At 42.9% G+C, this 16195-nt stretch carries 13 protein-coding genes; 5 read left to right on the top strand and 8 right to left on the bottom strand.

Annotated features, from left to right (window positions below; all coding sequences use genetic code 11):
• Positions 1 to 31: 31 nt before the first annotated feature.
• From atpB to ACFSR5_RS11440, 4 genes are all read right to left on the bottom strand, one after another.
• Entirely contained in the window at positions 32 to 1120 is a 1089-nt protein-coding gene (atpB, locus tag ACFSR5_RS11455) for a F0F1 ATP synthase subunit A (RefSeq protein WP_380903839.1), read from the bottom strand.
• 91 nt (positions 1121 to 1211) lie between these two features.
• Positions 1212 to 1616 carry a hypothetical protein gene (locus ACFSR5_RS11450; RefSeq protein WP_380903837.1) on the bottom strand — a complete coding sequence of 135 codons (405 nt, stop codon included), beginning with the start codon at positions 1614 to 1616 and terminating at the stop codon, positions 1212 to 1214.
• On the bottom strand, positions 1609 to 1836 hold the full coding sequence (locus ACFSR5_RS11445) for an AtpZ/AtpI family protein (protein ID WP_380903835.1): 228 nt from the start codon (positions 1834 to 1836) through the stop codon (positions 1609 to 1611). The genes ACFSR5_RS11450 and ACFSR5_RS11445 overlap by 8 nt, the downstream gene beginning before the upstream one ends.
• A 133-nt stretch (positions 1837 to 1969) precedes the next feature.
• Positions 1970 to 4201: a helix-turn-helix domain-containing protein gene (locus ACFSR5_RS11440; protein WP_380903833.1), complete on the bottom strand. Its 2232-nt coding sequence runs from the start codon at positions 4199 to 4201 to the stop codon at positions 1970 to 1972.
• Positions 4202 to 4414: 213 nt separating this feature from the next.
• On the opposite strand from ACFSR5_RS11440, the gene ACFSR5_RS11435 reads away from it, so the two are divergent.
• Positions 4415 to 4918 carry a phosphoheptose isomerase gene (locus tag ACFSR5_RS11435; protein ID WP_380903831.1) on the top strand — a complete coding sequence of 168 codons (504 nt, stop codon included), beginning with the start codon at positions 4415 to 4417 and terminating at the stop codon, positions 4916 to 4918.
• A gap of 89 nt (positions 4919 to 5007) precedes the next feature.
• Here ACFSR5_RS11435 and ACFSR5_RS11430 read toward each other — a convergent pair whose 3' ends face one another.
• Positions 5008 to 7023: a hypothetical protein gene (locus tag ACFSR5_RS11430; protein WP_380903829.1), complete on the bottom strand. Its 2016-nt coding sequence runs from the start codon at positions 7021 to 7023 to the stop codon at positions 5008 to 5010.
• 252 nt (positions 7024 to 7275) lie between these two features.
• Here ACFSR5_RS11430 and ACFSR5_RS11425 point away from each other — a divergent pair, with 252 nt between their 5' ends.
• Positions 7276 to 9135, top strand: coding sequence for a DNA topoisomerase IV subunit B (locus tag ACFSR5_RS11425; protein ID WP_380903827.1), 1860 nt, complete (start codon positions 7276 to 7278; stop codon positions 9133 to 9135).
• A 30-nt stretch (positions 9136 to 9165) separates the two neighbouring features.
• Positions 9166 to 10008: a formyltetrahydrofolate deformylase gene (gene purU / locus ACFSR5_RS11420; RefSeq protein ID WP_380903825.1), complete on the top strand. Its 843-nt coding sequence runs from the start codon at positions 9166 to 9168 to the stop codon at positions 10006 to 10008.
• A 516-nt stretch (positions 10009 to 10524) separates the two neighbouring features.
• Here purU and ACFSR5_RS11415 read toward each other — a convergent pair.
• From ACFSR5_RS11415 to ACFSR5_RS11405, 3 genes are all read right to left on the bottom strand, one after another.
• Positions 10525 to 11427 carry a class I SAM-dependent methyltransferase gene (locus tag ACFSR5_RS11415; RefSeq protein WP_380903823.1) on the bottom strand — a complete coding sequence of 301 codons (903 nt, stop codon included), beginning with the start codon at positions 11425 to 11427 and terminating at the stop codon, positions 10525 to 10527.
• Between the two features lie 113 nt (positions 11428 to 11540).
• Complete coding sequence (locus ACFSR5_RS11410) at positions 11541 to 12296, bottom strand: ABC transporter ATP-binding protein (protein WP_380903821.1); 756 nt, start codon at positions 12294 to 12296, stop codon at positions 11541 to 11543.
• A gap of 1 nt (position 12297) precedes the next feature.
• The gene (locus tag ACFSR5_RS11405) at positions 12298 to 13032 is read right to left on the bottom strand and encodes an MlaE family ABC transporter permease (RefSeq protein ID WP_380903819.1); all 735 of its coding nucleotides are present in this window, start codon (positions 13030 to 13032) and stop codon (positions 12298 to 12300) included.
• A gap of 177 nt (positions 13033 to 13209) precedes the next feature.
• Between ACFSR5_RS11405 and ACFSR5_RS11400 the strand changes: the two genes are divergently transcribed.
• Together ACFSR5_RS11400 and ispG are read left to right on the top strand one after the other, a co-directional pair.
• Positions 13210 to 14136, top strand: a complete 927-nt coding sequence (locus ACFSR5_RS11400; RefSeq protein WP_380903817.1) for a LiaI-LiaF-like domain-containing protein — start codon at positions 13210 to 13212, stop codon at positions 14134 to 14136.
• 30 nt (positions 14137 to 14166) lie between these two features.
• Complete coding sequence (gene ispG, locus ACFSR5_RS11395) at positions 14167 to 16185, top strand: (E)-4-hydroxy-3-methylbut-2-enyl-diphosphate synthase (protein ID WP_380903815.1); 2019 nt, start codon at positions 14167 to 14169, stop codon at positions 16183 to 16185.
• Positions 16186 to 16195 lie beyond the last annotated feature (10 nt).

Genomic DNA, 16195 nt, shown 5'->3' with positions numbered 1-16195 from the left:
TTAATTTATAAAATTTAACAAAAAATTCGAATTAATGATGGACGTGTTCTTCCACGGCCATTCCAATAAACAAAGAGGAAAGCATGGTAAAAATGAACGCCTGTAAAAACGCTACTAAAAGTTCCAAAAAGGTTAAAATGAGCGTTAAGACCAATGACACCCCTATACTACCCGGCACGGTTAGTTGCTGTTGAAACAAATAAACGATAGCGATAAGTCCCATCACCACGGAGTGTCCAGCAGTGATATTCGCAAATAAACGCAGCATCAAGGAGAAGGGCTTGGTAAACATACCCAACACTTCGATTGGAGCCAACACAAACTTAAATGGAACAGGCACGCCCGGCATCCAAAAAATGTGTTTCCAGTAATCTTTATTCGCTTTAACGTTAGTAATTACAAAAGTAAACAGAGCCAAACACAACGTAACCGTAATATTTCCAGTTACATTGAAGCCAAGCGGTGTTAGCCCCAATAAGTTTAAAACAAAAATAAGGAAGAACACCGAGAGTAAATACGGCATAAACTCCTTGTAACGATGACCGATATTAGGGACAGCCATTTCGTCACGAACATATAAGACAAGTGGTTCCAATACGCGGCCCAATCCTTTTGGAAGTGCATTCGCCCCCTTTTTGTAAGTCTTCGCCAAACTTAAAAACCCCCAGAACAATAATACGGTAGCCAATAACAGCCCTACAACATTCTTTGTGATAGAAAAATCTAAGGGTTTAGTGTTTGTCGGATGTTGGTGTTCGTCATAGGTCAATGTACCGGCTGCATCGGTCTTGTAGATCTTTCCATGGTATAGCTTATAATGCTGCCCACCTTTTTCTACAACTGTTTCTCCGTGGTGAAATTCACCGGACGAGAATATCTTTAATCCGTTATCGATTAAGATAACCGGTAGAGGGAAACCATAATGCTTACCTGCTTTTTTATCCGTATACAATGAAAAATAGTGATCGTCCTGCAAGTGATGCTGACTGTACTCTTGAATTTCTTCCGCTTGTGTTTTTGGTGTTTCCGCATGACTTCCCTCCGCAGCAGCTAAGGTAAAAGGGGCAACAGCAAACAAGACTACTGCAAATAATAAAAGCGTTCTCTTAAGACTCACCATGTTTCGATTTACTATTGAATGATAAAAAATTTTGCGCAAAAATACAACTTTATTTGTCATTTATTAACATTTGTTAGAACTTTTTATAAAATTACTTTTCAACACCCTTTACCTCTTGATTTACAAGTCGATAGGCCACGAAAACATCATACAATAAAAAGATAAAAAACGTCACTAAAAAGTTCAATTCCAAAAAGTCATTTTCGAATGTATTTAGCCCTGCTTGAATAAAGAGATAACTCCCCACCGACTTGATCAAGACACAGCCTAAAAAAACGAAACTCAGGTATTTTGGCATGGCAAAATCCGTGAGATACAACAGCACACCTACGGCCAAGGAAGCGAATACTCCAAACAGGTACAAACTAGATAACGTGTAGTCGGTTTGCGCCCAAAATTTCTGCAAATCAAACACATACAAGATCGCCCAATGCGCACCATAACCCACCCCTGCTATCAGAACCAACGAAATCACTAACCTCACGTACTTATTCATCCTTATTTAAATAATTGACTTGTCGTATAAATTGATACATGGAAACCAGCACCCCAAGCATGGTAAGCCCCTTCATCCACCACTCTCCTTCCACGGCATACCGTTCGTCTAACCATGCGCCCAGCCTATAAAAAACGTAAATCGTAACGCCCATCTGAATCGGCATAGACGTAAAGACCAACCATTTATTTTTGCGGTCACTTCCCTTGTTCCCTCTCATCGGCATTCTTAAAAGGATTCAAAGATAGGTTTTTATCTGCAGAATATCGCACGTATATACACGCGCCCGGTACAAAAGATTCAAAGTCTTATCGGTCGAAGCGGATCCTCTGAGTTTCCTCTGCCAGACTAAACTAGGACGGCTCAATCTCTTGTATTTCGACAACTTTTTGTCCGATTTTAATATCGGGATAATCAAAATCTGCTCCCAGCATCATTTTCAATTCTGAGGACGACTTGCCCGGATTGGCACGAATAACAGACACGATCTTTTCTAATTTCTCCTGTTCGATTAAATCTGTGGCTTCCACTTCTGCACCCACATAGTGGATGAGATGCCCGTAGATTGTTCCAGCTACCATATTCCGCTTTTGCGCGATTTCTTCAATATTAAACCCGTCTAAAAACAGGTCCAATGTCATAGCCTTGGTATCCTTTGCCACATTTTCCTCGTCAATTTCTTTAATCGTGCTATCTTTCGCTTTTTCGGGTTGGCTAGCTGCCTGAACCAATTGTGACAGATCGCCCTCGTGTGTCAAGATGTCCGCTATTGTTAAACAATGGGTCAGCTGTTCTTTTTTTCGTTTGAAATCCAACAGTAGGGAACGCAGCTCTTCGATGTACTTTTTGGTACGTTTTTTTACTTTCCACTCGTCAATATGTTGCTGTGTTGGACTAAGAACATGGTCGTTAAACCTTGGCAAAAACCACGCAACAGCGGACTTCGTACGGTCGCAAATTTTACCGTAATCCAATAGAGCCTTATCCCGCAACAAAGCATACAATTGGGTCACAAACTTATTCGCTACCATTTCTTGGTCTTTCAAGTGATTGGACAAGGCTGTCAAATACTGTATAGCCAAATCCTTACCATCAATATTCCGTTTTATTAAAGATTCTCTCAGTTCATCTACCCCCTCCACCAGGGTAGCCCAACGAAAGCTCTGCATAAGAATCTGACCAAGGTATTGCCTTTGGCTCCCTTCTAGAATCTTGGCGACTTCCGCGTTGCTGCCTATGCGTTGCATGAATTCGACTACCTGAAAATCTGTGCGGATGGAATGCAGCGGTATTTTTGACTTGAGCACTAAGCCTTCCAAACCGGTCAGCCGGCTTAAAGCCACATACACTTGTCCGGCAGCGAACGAGGTACCCGCATCGATTACCGCTTTATCAAACGTGAGCCCTTGACTTTTGTGAATGGTTATTGCCCAAGCCAAACGCAATGGAAACTGGGAGAAAGTTCCCAACACCTCTTCTTCAATTTTATCTTCTCCTTTGTTGTATTTGTATCGAATATTTTCCCATGTTTCCCGTCGAACCGTGACATCTTCTGATCCATCGGTAAAACCGACCACTATTTGATGCCGATCGAGATGCAACTCCTTTACGACACCGATCTTCCCATTGAAAAACTTCCGATCCTCCCCCGTATCATTTTTTATGAACATCACCTGAGCTCCAATCTTCAGCGGCAGTGTTTCCTCCGCCGGAAACGACGACTGCTGAAACTCGTCCTTAACGACTGCTTTTAAATTGTGCAGGGTACCGGCCAGCTTCATCAACTGATCATGGTTGATCGCATCAGCCAACTTGTTGTGCGAAGTTAGGGTAATATATTGTTCACCAGACTCAGGTACAAAATTCTCCCGATAGTGAAGGTTGAGGTTATCTAGATCTTTTTGACTACATTGATTATTCCGTATGTTATTCAACAGCTCGATAAAGTCGCCATCGCTTTGTCGATATATCTTATTCAGTTCCAGCAATACCGGTGGATGTTCGCGCAGCACTTTGGCGTCGAAGAAAAACGGACTGCGATAGTGTGCACGTAGTACCTGCCATTCATGCTCCCGGACAACAGGAGGCAACTGATAGAGGTCGCCGATAAATAACATTTGTACACCACCGAATGGTCGCATGTCTCTCCGCACCGATTTGAGTATAACATCAATGGCATCAAGTGTATCCGCTCGAACCATAGATACCTCGTCTATCACCAATAACTCCAATTCTTGCAGGATAGCTCTTCGTTGTTTGGTCAGCTTGATAGTCGAAAAAAGACGACTTTTATTGTAGATTTGACTATCCTGCTCATCCCATTTCAGGGCGTAATCTTCAATAAATACACCAAAAGGCAACCAAAATAAGGCGTGCAAAGTGGTCCCTCCGGCGTTCATCGCGGCCACGCCTGTTGGAGCTGTGATTGCCATTTTTTTGTAAGAGTTCTCACGGATATATTTCAAAAAGGTCGTTTTTCCTGTCCCCGCTTTTCCTGTTAAAAACAATTGCTGATTCGTCTGATTAACAAATGAAACAGCCTGCATAAAGGCTACGTTTTTATCGTCAACTTTTGGTTCTCCCATGAATATTCCTTTGCTTGTTGGTGAACAACAAAGATAAGAATATCTTATTTGGGTATGGCGTAAAATCACAGAGGAAACCTTTTTAATAGATGCGGGAATACCCGTAAACGGCGACATATCTTGATAAGCCCAGATCCCTCTATGATTCCTAAACGCCATTTTTTTTAGCAAAAATTAAAGAAAAACAGCTAACTTCACTGCAAATAAAAAGATATGACAGCATACATAGATAAAGGCGAATTATTTAGCCAAATTGAAGAGCAACTCAAGGGACAGGGCTTTCAAATTGACAATGTGGACCAAACCCGGCCATGGGGGGGATTCTTTGTCATCAATGAGGAGCAAGCTCAAAAATTTGCGGACCAATACTTCGATGGTTTAGATGTGCAGGGCCTCAAAATCTCGGGCAAATTGAGCCCTAAGATATTGATTGTAGCGCCAAACAAAAGGTTATCTTGGCAATATCATCACCGCCGTGCCGAAATCTGGCGCGTAACACAAGGGGAGGTAGGTGTTGTTACGAGTTCTACGGATGAGGAAAACGAGCTTAAACGACTAAAAGAAGGAGAGTTCATCCGTCTGTCTCAAGGAGAGCGGCATCGTTTGATCGGTCTCGACGGCTATGGCGTCGTAGCGGAGATCTGGCAACACACTGATGCAAGCAACCCGTCTGACGAGAGCGATATTGTACGGGTACAGGATGATTTCGGCAGATAGGCCGCCCACGATTATACAAATGAAACAGGCTGTCTTAATAGACAGCCTGTTTCGCATATAACACCCGAATTTCCCGTATCGCCCGCATGCTATTTTTTGCCAAACAACGATTTCAGAGCATCCAAGAACCCGGGCTTCGCGATTGCCACACCTAATCCATACGCACTCTTTCCTACCGCTGTATATTTATCCCGCAGACCGGGGATATCCGCAATAGCTATCTCTACATTGGATAGTGGGATAAATTCTATGCTCGCCGTCGCGCCGAATTTATCCACTTTCTTTTTCAGCGTGTATTTGAACTGCTCGTAGTCCACCTCCATTTGTTTATTGGTGTACTCATCCTGCACATCAATGGCCTTATCTGATCGGATCGTGACTTCGTACCGCTCCGAATCGAAAGCTTGCCAAAAACAGACGTCCTTCTGCACATAATCCTTCAGATGTTGCTTGACAATATTGGCATCATAAAACTTTAGATATTTACGGCCGTCATTCGTTACGTAATAAGGTTTATCAATAGTCGCCTTGTATTCTGTGATAAAAATATTATTGACTTTATCATCGTGAACAACAGAGATGGTTGCATCCTTAAAAATCTGCCGCTTATCATTCCCGTTTTCATCTTCCACAAAATCCAAACACCCGAAAACAAAATTATTAGTGTGGTCTACAATCGCTTTCTTATTTGTATTCTTAAAATAACGGCGCATGGAATTTGCACGACCATACCGGTAGGTTGTTTTCATATTAATCGTACCGATATCGTTTGAAACGTCCAGCAGTATTTCATCAGAAATAGCAAAATCAGGATAGGTATAACCACCCCGTCGTTGCAATGCATTGTGAGGTTTTAATGTTAAATAGTTCAGAAAACTAATAAACGATCGATTTTCCAACGTCCCGTATTCGTCACGGTATGTGGCATCCACAAAATGCTCTTGCCCCGCATGCTGTATCTTTAAAATGACATGATTGAAATTAAAGAGCGAAGGCAAATAATGACTTAAATAAAAGTCGGCATTATAGTTCACCAATATAATGGAGGAGTCCACTCCTAAAAAGTCGAGCACACACTTCAGCAATACTGTTTTTGCCTTGCAATCACCTTGTTTAAATTCATACGTAATCCAAGGGTCTTGCGGTTTGTGACCATGCATTTCTTCCTCATTATAGATATAACGGACGTGATTTTGGACAAACTCGATGGCCAATTGAATTTTTGCCTCCAAATCTGCTCCCAACGCGTCGAGTTTCGCGACGAGATCGGGTGCGTATTCAACCAAACGTTTTGCAGACAACGCATTTTCATAATGAGGCCATATGAAATCTAATAGCTCCTCGTAACTATGTTTTGTCACAAAATCAATAAATGGAAAAACCTCCCTATTCACGTCGACCGGATTAAGATATTCCGTATAACGCAGTGAAAAAACATCTCCTGGCTCAACTACACCTTCCTCTATAGGCAACAGTTCGCCGGCATCATCACGAAAAAACTGCTTTTTGTAAACGATGGGTTTAGATCGTTTATTGATCAAATCGAATTCGTACTTTCCGTACCCCCAATACACATCCGGACTAAACCACATGTATTTGATGAGCTCCTTGCGTAAAAACTCTTTTTCGGTAAACGTGAGCACACGAGTATCTTCAACGATGAGTATATCATGCAAGCGGACGTCCTTCAGGCGCACATTAACCTTTTTCGAACTATTTATCACACCATCCCCACTTTGATTTTCATTATCTAATACCGTGAATTTCGCATCAGCTAATTTATCGATTAACACCCCATCCCGAAGTACCGAAATGCGATGGAAAATGACCTGTTCAGCGGAATAAAGCACAAACTCATTCACCGCGGCAAATTCTAATGTACCCGGTTGCTGTACGCTATAGGCCATGCAATTGTATTCGGCATTTTGCATATCATCCGTGTACTCAATTTTACGCAGGAAATAACAGTAGTCTTTACCTTCATCGTATTGTTGTTGAGAAAAATCGCTTTCAACGATCCAAGACAACAGCTGCTCATCTGAAATGGACGGAGCCCAATCTGCCGGCGCCCCAATTCTATATTTTTCTTCTAGTTCTTGCTCCATAAAACATTTTGGCTTTCGTTAAATATAATTAAAAAACAATTCTTCACTTGGAAAAAGTGCGTTTGAAACGCTATTTTTTTGAAAAATCCCCAGTTTCGGGGACGCTTCACGGTACATGGCCCCCGCCTACTTCCGAAACGACGACCGATTCCATTATGTGCGCCACAGCGTTTTTCAAATCCCCAATGCAATTCTTGAATCAACAGGTTTTTTTATATTTTTGTTAGCAAACGAAAACAATACACAAACGGTATGACGGCATATAATGAAGACAGTATACGCTCGCTAGATTGGAAGGAGCATATCCGCTTACGGCCCGGGATGTACATCGGTAAGTTAGGGGATGGCTCTGCTTACGATGACGGGATATATGTGTTACTGAAGGAAATTGTTGACAACTCGATAGATGAGTTTGTCATGGGCGCCGGAAAAACTATTGACATTACTGTACACGACAATAAAGTTTCAGTGCGTGATTATGGACGGGGAATTCCTATCGGATCAGTTGTTGATGTTGTCTCGAAGATTAACACAGGCGGGAAATACGACAGTAAAGCGTTTCAAAAGTCGGTTGGCCTGAATGGTGTGGGTACAAAAGCGGTGAACGCATTGTCCAACCAATTCACCGTCCAATCTTACCGTCAGGGAGTGACCCGAATTGCGCAGTTCAGTAAAGGCGAACTGATGAGTGATGAGCAAAAAGAGACGTCCCAACGAAATGGCACAGCCACTAGCTTTTATCCAGATGATACAATTTTTCGACATTATAAATTCCGAATGGAATTTGTCGAGAACATGATCTGGAACTACGTCTTTTTAAATGCTGGACTAACAATCAATTTCAACGGGCAAAAATTCGTCTCGGAGAACGGGCTAAAAGATCTTCTTGAACGCAATATTGATACGGAGGCGATGCGTTATCCAATCATTCACCTGCGCGGAGACGACATTGAGATCGCCTTGACCCATGGTCAACAGTATGGAGAAGAATATTACTCATTCGTCAATGGCCAACATACTACGCAAGGCGGAACCCACCAGGCTGCTTTTCGGGAGGCTCTTGTCAAAACCGTACGGGAGTTCTACAAAAAGGAATATGATGCATCAGACATACGTTCCTCTATTATTGGTGCTATAGCGATAAAGGTACAGGAACCTGTGTTTGAATCACAAACGAAGACCAAACTGGGTTCGCAGAGTATCGGTCCAGACGGCCCTACCGTCCGAACGTTTATCAACGACTTCGTAAAAAAAGCATTAGACGATTATTTGCATAGAAACCCGGGTACTGCCGACGCCCTTCTAAAGCGTATCCTTCAATCTGAGCGCGAGCGCAAAGACATTGCCGGTATAAAAAAATTGGCAAACGAACGAGCAAAGAAAGCGTCGCTGCACAACAGGAAGCTAAGAGATTGCAAAGTGCATTTCAACGATAAAAACGAACGCAACCAGGAAACTACTCTTTTCATTACTGAGGGGGACTCGGCCAGCGGATCGATTACTAAATCGCGCGACGTACAAACACAAGCGGTTTTCAGTTTGAAAGGAAAACCCTTGAATTCCTTCGGCATGTCTAAAAAAATCGTGTACGAAAATGAAGAATTTAACTTGTTGCAGCACGCGCTGAATATTGAAGATGGCATAGATGGACTTCGTTATAACAATATTGTTATCGCAACCGATGCCGATGTGGATGGGATGCACATCCGTTTGCTCTTGCTAACATTCTTTCTTCAGTTCTTTCCCGATCTAGTTAAAGCGGGTCACGTTTCGATTCTGCAAACTCCCCTTTTCCGGGTAAGGAACAAAAAAGAAACTATTTATTGTTACTCAGATGAAGAACGCCAACGTGCCATAACGAAATTGGGAGGCAAACCTGAAATCACACGTTTCAAAGGCTTGGGAGAAATTTCTCCATCCGAATTTGGCTTGTTTATCGGAAAAGATATACGCTTGGATCCAGTCATTCTCTCCAAGGAAAACAAGCTGCCCCAGTTAATGGAGTATTACATGGGCAAAAACACACCTGAGAGACAACGTCATATTGTCGAAAATCTACGTATTGAAGTTGATCTAGAGGAAGAACTAGCAAAAGCAGCTGCCGCCTCATAGGAAGCGGCGGCTTAACACCAACAATTACCTATGCACAACCAAACGTTAATCCTTATACAGTGCCAAGATGCGGTCGGACTTGTGGCAAGCATTGCGCAAGTTATTGCTCAACACGAATTGAATATTGTAACTATGCGGGAGTTTGTAGACGAAGAAAACCGCAAGTTCTTTCTACGCGTTGTATGCAGTGGCGTTCCCAAGGAGGTCACCCTGCTTCAATACGATCTTTTAGCACATTTGCCCGCCCAAGCTGTAGTCAATATTAATCCCGCACGCCAAAAAAAGCTTGTTGTTTTGGTAACGAAAGAACATCACTGTCTCGCAGACATTCTCGTGCGCCACTTCTTCCAAACACTCAATGCAACAGTAGAAGCCGTTATCGGAAACTACGATATCCTCCAAGATTTCACGGAGAAATTCGATATCCCCTATCATTTCATTTCACACGAGAATAAAACAAAGGAAGTATTCGAAGAGGAACTGGCCACCAGAATCGCACCTTACCAACCCGATTACATTGTCCTGGCAAAATTCATGCGTATACTGTCGCCCACATTCGTGGCACGTTTCCGAGGGAAGCTGATTAACATTCATCACTCCTTTTTACCCGCCTTTATCGGGGCTAATCCTTATCGACAAGCACACAAACGCGGAGTAAAAATCATTGGTGCGACTGCACATTTTGTTACGAACGATCTGGATGAAGGGCCAATCATTGTCCAGCGTACCAAATCCATTAACCATAGTTACGATGTTCCTAATATGGTGACTGCTGGTAAAGAGATCGAAAAGGCTGTGTTAAGCCACGCCATCCACCTTCTAATGGAAGATCGCGTCATGCTGCAAGGAAACAAAACAATTGTTTTTGAGTAGGATTTTGGTCATTATGCCCGGTAATCGAGGCATAATGATTATCCGTTGATTCTTGCTCGCGGCGGTAAATGCGTGCCATCCCCAACATGCGCTGCGCACTACTTACTCAACGATACGATATGTGCCGTTAGGCTGATAAATGATAGAAATCATATTCTTAACCGGACAGCGCATACTTAGCTTCTACCCCTTCTTTCCGTATTTCGTAGTGGTATGGCTTCACAATGATATGTGATCGGAAAAGAGTTCAAAAAATTCCAACGAGAAAAACTGGAATACCACAACAGCTATCTCAAATAGAATGGTTGACTTCTAGTGCGCCCCAAAACAAGATAAGGTTAGCTAAACAATGGGGCACCGTCATTTCCGCGAACCGGAGGCCGACGGCGAGGCAACTTGACGAATGTCAGAAATAAGGAAGCTTTGTCAGACGTCTACTTCTTGGTATAGAGTTGTTTTTGGTTTCCCTCAATCTTTCTAGTATGCCTACCAGTGGGACTAAGCATGCCGTACAACTTACGGCTGTACTTTGCGAAATTTACCGAAGACACCCAAGGGCAGCTTTGGACCGGCAGAAGCTTGTAGATACAATTCACCAATTTCTAGGTTTTCTACCGATGGGAAGGCTGTTTTTATCAGATTTTCGACAATAACCGAAGAGAAACCCAACGAATAGGTATTTAAAATTAGAAAATGTTCTTGCGGATCTAACAATTGAACAACGTCGCGCATCATTTCCATGATGTGGTCTTCCAACTTCCACTTTTCGCCTTTCGGCCCGTGTCCATAGGCCGGAGGATCCAAGATGATCCCGTTATATGTGTTTCCGCGCTTCAATTCGCGTTTTACAAATTTCAAAGCGTCCTCGACCACCCAACGAATATTATTCAACCCTGAAATTTCTTGATTTTCATTCGCCCAGGTTACCACCTGTTTGATAGAATCTACATGTGTCGTATCTGCACCTGCGGCTTTTGCTATAAGGGACGCTCCCCCGGTATAGGCAAACAGATTCAAAACCTTGGGCTGTGGTGTTTTAAAAGACCGCACAGATTGAGAGATATAATCCCAATTGACGGCTTGCTCGGGAAATATCCCAACGTGTTTAAAGGAAGTCAATCCAAGCCTAAACTTAATGGCTACATCGTCGTTTGCATAGGTGATATGCCAACGATCCTGCATTTTTGGATTCTTTTTAAGCCAGTCGCCCGAGGTTGCCGATCGGCCCTTAAAACGGATATGATGCTTCTTTGTCCACTCAGACTCCGCCAGTGTTTTTGGCCAGACAGCCTGCGGCTCCGGCCGGATCAGTACAAACTCGCCAAAGCGTTCCAATTTTTCAAAATCGCCGCAGTCAATTAATTCGTAGTCTTCCCAATGTTGTGGGGTGAGAAGCTGTATGTGGGTCGTTATACTCAAAGAATTAAGATCAAAAGTTAAAAATCCAATGTCCGTCGATCGCAATCGCAGGCCGATCGTTAAGAATGCAAAAATAAAAACTTAAGTTTGACTTACCAATTAATATTATTACCCTATTTTATCGTCGCACGGGCGGCCTTCATCAACGGGCTTGCAAAAACAAAATCATTCAATTCCTGCACATCCGAACGCAACATTTCTTCGTTTGACCCTTCCCAGAATTTCTCGCCTTTGTGCAAAAAAAGGATGTATTCTCCAATGCCCATCACGGAATTCATATCGTGTGTAACGACAATTGTTGTACAATTATATTCCTCGGTTAATTCTTGTATAAGCTCGTCAATCAAGATGGATGTTGCGGGATCCAGTCCCGAATTTGGTTCGTCACAAAACAAGTACTTTGGATTCATACTAATCGCTCTAGCTATGCCTACCCGCTTTTTCATTCCACCAGAGAGTTCCGCTGGATAAAGCTTATTGGTTTTTTTCAGGTTTACACGATCCAAACAGAAATTCGCTCGATCAATCTTCTCTTTTTTGCTCATGTCTGAAAACATATCCAGCGCAAAAACGATATTCTGTTCAACAGTCATCGAATCAAACAATGCAGAATTCTGAAAAAGCATACCAATTTCACGTCGGATCGGGACTTTTTGTTCGAAATCCATCTCCGTGAATTCTTGCTTATCGAAAAAAACCTTGCCTTGCTCCGGTTGGTGCAGGCCAACTATACATTTTAATAATGTGCTTTTCCCTGATCCAGAACCGCCAATAATCAAGCTAACCTTTCCGGGCTCGAAAATAGCGTCGATTCCGTTTAACACATGGTTGTCTCCGAAAGACTTATGTATATTCTGAATTTCAATCATATTAGAGCATCAATGCGGTTATAATATAATCACAGGCCAGTATGGTGATACACCCGATCACGACCGCTCGTGTCCCTGCCTGTCCGACCTCCAACGCTCCGCCTCGCACATTGAACCCCATATAGGCGGGAACCGATGTGATAATAAAACCGAAAATTACTGCTTTAACCAAAGCAACAGCTACGGTAAACCCATTAAAGCCACCCTGAATTCCTTGGATATAATCTGTCGGAGCAACCGCTCCCGACAATGTCCCACCAATTAATCCCCCGGTAATGGCACAGAAAATAGCAATAACAACCAATACAGGCACCATAACCACTCCGGCTAGGACTTTGGGTAAAATCAAGTATCCCGGTGCATTGATGCCCATAATTTCCAATGCATCGATTTGTTCTGTTACACGCATAGAGCCAATCTGTGACGAAATCGCCGAACCTACTTTCCCCATTAAAACTAGCGCGGAGATGGTAGGTCCCAGCTCCAAGATGTTCGAATCTCGGTTAATCTGTCCGATTACTGTCGGAGGAATAAGATCTGAAACCAATTGAAAGGCGATCTGAAGGGTCATAACTGCTCCTATGAAGGTCGAGATAATAACAATCAGTCCCAACGAGCCAATACCGATCTCATTCATCTCATGGAAAATCTCTTTTAAATAAATTTTCCATTTTTCAGGTCTTTTGAATACCTTTTGCAGTAACAATACATATGCTCCAAAATGATGGAATATCATAGAATAACCAAGTCTTTAAATAAACATTATCGCAATATACGTAATTGTAAGGAAGAAATTTCACCGACGGAATGGTTTCTTTCACCGAAATTAAGAACAAAGTAACCTAAAACTGGTTTTGTAAAAAATTAGTAACTTATAAATTTGAGGCATATATTTACATTGGAATTAAAACATATGGAAAATAAAATCACATCCGGCATCTGGTTCGTTTTTATAGGACTGATCTTGTTACTTCACAACTTGGATGTTATCGATTTCAATTTCTGGGCAACCCTAAAATATTGGCCATTGCTGATCGTCATCGTGGGGATTAATTTAATGGTCCAAAATCGGAATTATGGCAGCTATATCAAAATCGGATGTAACGTGCTTTTTCTAGGTTGGATATTTTATGTGGGAATGGTCACACCATCTTCCCATTGGGCCGGCAATCTATTCAACAACAAAGATATTCGCATCGGTGATTTAGATGACAGCACACCCCTGCAAAATGAGGTTCATGCACTTCTCGACAGCACAATTTCCGAATCCACATTAGAGTTTAACGGCGGTGCTGGAAACTTCCACATCCAGTCACTTGCTGGAGACACACTCGTAGCTGCAACAAGTGCAGACCAAGATATGGGCATGAACATAGAAACCAGTCGTCGTGACAATAGACAACAAGTCGTTATTAATGCAAAACCTACATCAAAAAAGAAAAAATCGGCCCAGGTAGCTATAGGCATCAGCGCAGAGCCGTTATGGAATTTAGAGTTGAATTACGGGGCTGCGAATATCAGCGGGGATATAACACACGTTCGCTTTAAAAAGTTAGAAATTAACACAGGCGCGAGCAATATGGACCTCACCTTGGGCTCACCACAAGAAGGTACCGCAAAGATTGCTATCGCGACAGGAGCTTCCAAAATACATTTCAGAATACCGAAGGACGCGGCTATCCGGGTTAAGTATTCGTCTATATTGTCCAAAAACTCGTTTGAAGATTTTGCCACGAACAAGGACGGCATCGCGAAAACCGCGAACTACGAAGAAAGGAATAAGAAATTTGATATCGAACTGGATGGTGCCGCCAATACATTCACTATTAGCCGCTATTAATACAAAAAATAGCTAACTTTGTGCCTACGCATGGACACGAAAGACGCAAAAATATTGGATGGAGGTTATTGCAACTCCAAAACAACATATAGCAGGTTTGTAACGAGAGAAGTATACGTCGGAGATATTCCGATGGGTGGTAACAATCCTATTCGCATACAAAGTATGACTACGGTGGATACGATGGACACAATCGGATCTGTCGAGCAGACTATTCGTATGGTGAATGCAGGCTGTGAATATGTGCGTATCACCGCTCCAAGTATCAAAGAAGCTGAAAATCTGGCTCTCATTAAAAGAGAACTACGACTACGAGGCTACCAAGTTCCCTTAGTGGCCGATATCCATTTTACGCCCAACGCAGCTGAAGTTGCGGCACGAATTGTGGAAAAAGTGCGCATCAATCCGGGAAACTACGCCGACAAAAAGAAATTCGATCAGATCGATTACACCGATAGCGCTTATCAAGCTGAATTAGAACGCATCTATAAAAAATTTGCTCCGCTCGTCAACATCTGCAAGGAATATGGCACGGCCATGCGGATAGGAACCAACCACGGCTCATTATCCGATCGAATTATGAGCCGATATGGCGACACACCGGAAGGCATGGTCGAATCGGCGTTGGAATTTATGCGGATCTGTGAGGACCTGAACTTTTACAACCTGACTGTCTCCATGAAATCGTCGAATCCGCAAGTTATGGTACGCGCGTATAGACTTTTGGTAGAAAAGATGGTTAATGAGGGTATGAATTATCCATTGCATTTGGGCGTTACCGAAGCTGGAGATGGAGAAGATGGCCGGATAAAGTCTGCAGTTGGTATTGGCACCTTACTGGAAGATGGGCTAGGCGACACCGTTCGCGTGTCTTTGACGGAAGAGCCTGAAAAGGAAGCCCCCGTTGCTATAGCTCTTGTAAACCGCTATAAAAAAAGGCAAATCATCACACAGGCCTCCCCTGCTCGCCAAATCATTAACATTTCGGGAACGACAACGACCACGGCCTATGTATCAAATGAAGTCAATGCCTTCATAGGAGGCTCATTGGTACCTCGAATCGTTGTGGATATTTCTCGCGAAAACTTAAAAGATCCTTATATTTTACATGCAGTAGGATACCGTTATGACGCCCTGAATGACAAATATCATATGGGAGATCAGTCTGTCGACTTTGTCTATCTTGGAAAAAATCTTCCGTCGTTCGCGCTTCCCGGGAACCTCAAGGTACTTTACGACTATGAAACATGGCAGAATTTAGTTGATAAAGCAAACAAACATCCCGTGTTTACGCTCAAAGAATACGTCGATGCCGCGTCCCGAGACGCATCGTTAAATATTATCCGGTTATCCAACGATGATCTCCTAACCGATACGTTTAGCCGTTTACAAATAGACAAAACAACGGTTATTGTCGTAGAAACCAACCACGAGCACGGGATGGCGGATCAGAGACAATTTTTTAATAATATGCAGGCGATCGGCGTATACCCACCCGTCATTATCAAACGATCGTATGACCCCGCTTCATTCGCTGGGCCTGTGGGAGCGTTCATGAATCCTGAAGAACCTATTTCTAAAATACAGCTGTATGCAGCCACAGATCTCGGCGCATTGCTCGTTGATGGCTTAGGTTCGGGCGTTTGGATTGACTCTTCGGCAACACCAATCGAACATATTGCATCCATATCATTTGGAATCCTGCAAGCCACGAGATCCCGCATATCGAAGACGGAATACATATCCTGCCCAAGTTGCGGACGAACACTCTTTGATCTTCAGGAGACCACACAGATGATCCGAAGCCGAACAAGCCATTTAAAGGGACTAAAAATCGGGATAATGGGTTGCATCGTGAACGGTCCTGGCGAAATGGCTGACGCAGACTACGGATATGTCGGAGCTGGCCCGGATAAGATCACCCTCTATCGAGGAAAAGAAGTGGTGAAGAAAAATGTAAGTGCTGCGAAGGCTTTGGACGAACTAATCGAAATCATTAAAAATGATGGTCTATGGGTGGAAGAAACGGAAGCAATGGAAAATAACTAACACCAATCAA

The organism is Sphingobacterium suaedae, assembly GCF_042684625.1.
In the GTDB taxonomy this organism is placed as follows: Bacteria; Bacteroidota; Bacteroidia; order Sphingobacteriales; family Sphingobacteriaceae; genus Sphingobacterium; species Sphingobacterium suaedae.
Note: the sequence above shows the minus strand (reverse complement) of the source record. Positions and strands in the feature narration are given on the sequence as shown.

Excerpts from the sequence above, each read along its gene's own strand:
- ACFSR5_RS11435 (WP_380903831.1), top strand. The coding sequence starts at position 4,415 with ATGACAGCATACATAGATAAAGGCGAATTATTTAGCCAAATTGAAGAG.
- purU (WP_380903825.1), top strand. The coding sequence starts at position 9,166 with ATGCACAACCAAACGTTAATCCTTATACAGTGCCAAGATGCGGTCGGA.
- ACFSR5_RS11410 (WP_380903821.1), bottom strand. The coding sequence starts at position 12,296 with ATGATTGAAATTCAGAATATACATAAGTCTTTCGGAGACAACCATGTG.
- ACFSR5_RS11405 (WP_380903819.1), bottom strand. The coding sequence starts at position 13,032 with ATGATATTCCATCATTTTGGAGCATATGTATTGTTACTGCAAAAGGTA.
- ACFSR5_RS11440 (WP_380903833.1), bottom strand. The coding sequence starts at position 4,201 with ATGGGAGAACCAAAAGTTGACGATAAAAACGTAGCCTTTATGCAGGCT.
- ACFSR5_RS11445 (WP_380903835.1), bottom strand. The coding sequence starts at position 1,836 with ATGAGAGGGAACAAGGGAAGTGACCGCAAAAATAAATGGTTGGTCTTT.
- ACFSR5_RS11425 (WP_380903827.1), top strand. The coding sequence starts at position 7,276 with ATGACGGCATATAATGAAGACAGTATACGCTCGCTAGATTGGAAGGAG.
- atpB (WP_380903839.1), bottom strand. The coding sequence starts at position 1,120 with ATGGTGAGTCTTAAGAGAACGCTTTTATTATTTGCAGTAGTCTTGTTT.
- ACFSR5_RS11450 (WP_380903837.1), bottom strand. The coding sequence starts at position 1,616 with ATGAATAAGTACGTGAGGTTAGTGATTTCGTTGGTTCTGATAGCAGGG.
- ACFSR5_RS11400 (WP_380903817.1), top strand. The coding sequence starts at position 13,210 with ATGGAAAATAAAATCACATCCGGCATCTGGTTCGTTTTTATAGGACTG.
- ispG (WP_380903815.1), top strand. The coding sequence starts at position 14,167 with ATGGACACGAAAGACGCAAAAATATTGGATGGAGGTTATTGCAACTCC.
- ACFSR5_RS11430 (WP_380903829.1), bottom strand. The coding sequence starts at position 7,023 with ATGGAGCAAGAACTAGAAGAAAAATATAGAATTGGGGCGCCGGCAGAT.